This is a genomic window from Syntrophomonas sp. UBA5494, from assembly GCF_002426325.1.
Map to the genome: position 1 here is coordinate 16,805 of NZ_DIPG01000127.1, position 3,930 is coordinate 20,734.

At 50.7% G+C, this 3,930-nt stretch carries 3 protein-coding genes and 1 pseudogene; all 4 read right to left on the bottom strand.

Annotation, left to right across the window (positions count from 1 at the left end; genetic code table 11):
- Positions 1 to 14 precede the first annotated feature (14 nt).
- The 4 genes and pseudogenes from trpC to B3W37_RS14375 all read right to left on the bottom strand — a co-directional run bounded on the left by trpC (position 15) and on the right by B3W37_RS14375 (position 3,853).
- Positions 15 to 800, bottom strand: coding sequence for an indole-3-glycerol phosphate synthase TrpC (gene trpC / locus B3W37_RS14360; protein ID WP_483176210.1), 786 nt, complete (start codon positions 798 to 800; stop codon positions 15 to 17).
- On the bottom strand, positions 797 to 1,816 hold the full coding sequence (gene trpD, locus B3W37_RS14365; protein WP_483176212.1) for an anthranilate phosphoribosyltransferase: 1,020 nt from the start codon (positions 1,814 to 1,816) through the stop codon (positions 797 to 799). Before trpD ends, trpC begins: the two co-directional genes overlap by 4 nt.
- Positions 1,817 to 1,829: 13 nt before the next feature.
- Positions 1,830 to 2,393, bottom strand: coding sequence for an anthranilate synthase component II (locus B3W37_RS14370; protein ID WP_483176211.1), 564 nt, complete (start codon positions 2,391 to 2,393; stop codon positions 1,830 to 1,832).
- A pseudogene (locus tag B3W37_RS14375) lies at positions 2,393 to 3,853 on the bottom strand (anthranilate synthase component I family protein). The gene B3W37_RS14370 and the pseudogene B3W37_RS14375 overlap by 1 nt, the downstream one beginning before the upstream one ends.
- Positions 3,854 to 3,930 lie beyond the last annotated feature (77 nt).

A 3,930-nucleotide genomic window follows, 5' to 3' on the forward strand; every position in this document is an offset into this window, starting at 1 on the left:
TATTTTAATTTTGGTCACTTTAGTACCCTCCGCAACTCTGCCAGCATAGCTTTCTTATCCCTACTGCGCATGAGGGTTTCCCCGATGAGCACGCCGTTGACTTTAGCCTGCCGCAGCATTTCAATATGGGATACATTTTTAATACCGCTTTCGGCTATAAAGAGAATGCTTTCCGGTACCAATTTCCGCAGCCTGATACTGTTGCTGAGGTCTACCGCAAAATCCTTAAGATTCCGGTTATTTACCCCGATAATTCGGGCGCGGGCCGCCAGGGCCGATTCAACTTCCCGCTCGTCATGGGCCTCCACGATGGCCGACAGACCCAGTTCATCGCATATGGCAAGATAATCACGGATAGTCCTGGTATCGAGCAGCGCACAGATAAGAAGAATGGCAGATGCCCCCAGCGTTTTGGCTTCATAAATCTGATACGGATCTACGGTAAAGTCTTTGCGGAGGACCGGCAGTGAAGTCAGGTCCTTTATTTGCACTAAATAGTCGTCACTGCCCTGAAAATACTCCGGTTCCGTTAGTACCGATATGGCATCCGCCCCGGCCAGCTCGTAGTCTTGGGCTATCTGCAGATAAGGGAAATCCGCTGCTATAAGTCCCCGGGAGGGTGAGGCTTTTTTTACTTCACAAATAAAACTGATATCCGGTTGGTTTAAGGCTTTTTCAAATGGAAGACCGGCAGCGGGTTCCATATTCAGAGCCCTTTGCTTTACTTTCTCCAGCGGTATCTCCGCTCTCCTCCGCTCTATTCTGGCCTTCGTGGCCGCCGCAATAGTATCGAGTATCATGGCGCCACCTCGTTGGTAAGCCGGCGAAATTGTTCCAGTTTAGCCGCCGCTTTGCCGCTGTCGATTATATCCTCAGCCCATTTGATAGATTCCGTCACAGTGCAGTTATCAATACCTAAGTAGAGCGCCATCGCCGAGTTCAAAACCACCACATCCCGCTTAGGGCCTCTTTCCCGGCCGGTCAATATATCTACGCTGATTTGCGCATTCTCGGCCGGGCTGCCGCCCATCAGATCCTCCAGCACACAGCGGCTGAATCCGAATTGTTCCGGAGTGATCTCATAGGAAGTCAATTTACCGTGGCGGATTTCACAGACATAAGTTGCTCCGGTCAGAGTCACCTCATCCATCCCTTCATGACCGCTTACGGCCAGGCCCCGTACCACGCCCAGATTGGAAAGCACCTGGGCCAGGGGTTCCACCAGTTTACGGTCATATACACCCATCAGCTGCATAGTAGCCCCGGCCGGATTGGCCAAAGGACCTAAAATATTGAATATGGTGCGAACTCCCATCTCCTTGCGTACCGGTGCCGCATATTTCATAGAAGAATGATAAAGCTGGGCAAACATGAAACAAATATTGCTCGCTTTTAATATTTCCTCACATTGGGCCGGGGTAAGGTTAAGGTTAATCCCCAGGCACTCCAAAACATCGGCTGCACCGCTTTTACTTGATACGCCGCGGTTTCCGTGCTTTGCCACCGGTACCCCGCCGGCCGCGTGCACAAAGGCAGCCGTGGTGGAAATATTAAAGGTATTGGTCCCGTCCCCACCGGTTCCGACGATATCGATAACATTGCGTACCGGATTGATTTTAAGTCCTCTCTCGCGCATAACGGTAGCGCAGGCGGTAATTTCCTCCACGGTTTCGCCTTTCATCCTCAGCCCGGTCAATAAGGCGCCGATTTGCGCCTGGGTAGCGCTGCCATCCATCATGGCATTCATTACTACCTTAGCGGTTTCGAAGTCAAGATCCTCACCATTGATTACAGCCTGAATAGCATTTTTTATCATCATCTTTTCCTCCCTAATTTAAAAAATTTTCCAAAACTATATGTCCCAGAGGGGTCATGATAGATTCCGGGTGAAACTGCACGCCATAGACTGGGTATTTCTCGTGTTTGACGGCCATAACTTCTCCGGTCTTATCCTCAGCAATAACCTGCAATGAGGCGGGAAGCGTATCTTTCCTGGCGGCCAGTGAATGATAACGCGCGGCCTCAATCTGCCGGGGAAGTCTGCGAAAAAGCCGGCAAGAGTTGTCAAGCCTTATGGTGCTCTGCTTGCCATGCATCAAGCGTCCGGCATAAGTGATTTCCGCCCCGAATGCTTCGCAGATAGCCTGGTGTCCCAGGCACACTCCCAGGATAGGGACTTTTCCGGCCAGATGCCTGATCACTGCTTCACAGATACCGGCATCCTTGGGGTAACCGGGACCCGGAGAAATTATGATGTGGGAAGGCTTCAAAGTTTCAATCTCCGGCACGCTCAGTTCATCATTGCGTATTACGCTGATTTCCGGATTGATGCTTCCGGCCAGCTGCACCAGGTTGTAGGAAAAACTATCGTAGTTATCTATCAGCAAAATCATCAGTCATCAACCTCCGCGGCATTGCATATGGCGTTAATCACCGCCCGGGCCTTATGTCCGGATTCTTCATACTCATTTGCAGGAATACTGTCGGCTACAATCCCTCCACCCGCCTGCACATAAACCTGGTTGTTCTTTTTTACCGCCATCCGAATAGCGATGCAGGTATCCATGTTCCCGGTGAAATCCAGATACCCCAACGCACCTCCGTAAATACCACGCGGTTCGGTTTCCAGCTCGTCTATAATCTCACAGGCTCTGATCTTGGGTGCGCCGGACAGGGTTCCGGCCGGCAGCACCGCCTCAATAGCGCTGTATCCGTCATGATCGGGCCGTATATTGCTTTCCACCTGAGAACAGATATGCATAATGGTTGAATAGCGATGTATGGCCATATAATCGGTGACCTGGACCGAGGAGAACTCTGAAATCTTTCCCAGATCGTTGCGGCCCAAATCAACCAGCATATTATGTTCCGCCAGTTCTTTTTCATCAGCCAGCAACTCCTGTTCCAGGCGCCGGTCCTCCGCCTCGGTTTTTCCCCGCGGCCGGGAACCCGCAACCGGGAAAGTAGTCAGCCGTCCGTTTTGCAAACGGACCAGTGTTTCCGGCGATGTGCTCATTATTTCATCTCCGTCCATGTACAGATAGACCATGTAGGGTGAAGGATTGGTGGTTCGCAAAACCCGGTACGCATTTAAAAGGCTGCCCCGGTAAGGAGCGGTAAACTGTCGCGAGATTACAGCCTGGAAGATGTCTCCGGCCCGAATATACTCTTGGGTTCGTTCAACCATATGACAGTATTCGGCCTGGCTGACCGAGCAGGTAAAATGAACATTTTTGTCACTCTTAAGCCGGGGCAGGCTCCGGGTATCCCTGATCAGACCGGCCATGGCTTCTAATTCCGCGGTGGCCTTGCCTTAGTTTTCCAGCACCTGATCAGTTTTCATATTGACCACAATCCAGATCTTCTGCTTGAGATGGTCATAAGCGACCACCTTGTCAAACAGCATCAGATCAAAATCATTGAACTCGCCCCGCTTAATTGATAACTTGGGCTCGGCGTAGCCCATCATGGCATAGGACAGGTAACCTACAAATCCCCCGGTAAATGGCGGCAGGCCGGGAATCCGGGGAGATTTATAGTTCTGCTGGATCTCCCGCAATACGTTATAGGGATGGTCGGTTTGAATCTTACTGACTTCACCTTCCTTCTCGATAACAACTGTGTGATCTTTGCAGTACACCCGCATAAGCGGGTCAAAGCCCAGGAATGAATAGCGGCCCCACTTTTCCCCGCCTTCCACACTCTCCAGCAGGTAATAACGTTGGCTGATGGCTGAGAACTTTCTAAGCAATGCAATCGGAGTAATAACATCGGCATAGATTTCCCGGCCTATGGGTACGATGCTGTATTCAGGGGCCAGCTTCCGGATGCTTTCACAATCAGGTCTGATCATCTGCTCCACCTCATTTCACCGATTATTTATCTTCCGGATGATAAGATTTACGGAAAATGAGATTTTTGCATAATTAA

Excerpts from the sequence above, each read along its gene's own strand:
- trpC (WP_483176210.1), bottom strand. The coding sequence starts at position 800 with ATGATACTCGATACTATTGCGGCGGCCACGAAGGCCAGAATAGAGCGG.
- trpD (WP_483176212.1), bottom strand. The coding sequence starts at position 1,816 with ATGATAAAAAATGCTATTCAGGCTGTAATCAATGGTGAGGATCTTGAC.
- B3W37_RS14370 (WP_483176211.1), bottom strand. The coding sequence starts at position 2,393 with ATGATTTTGCTGATAGATAACTACGATAGTTTTTCCTACAACCTGGTG.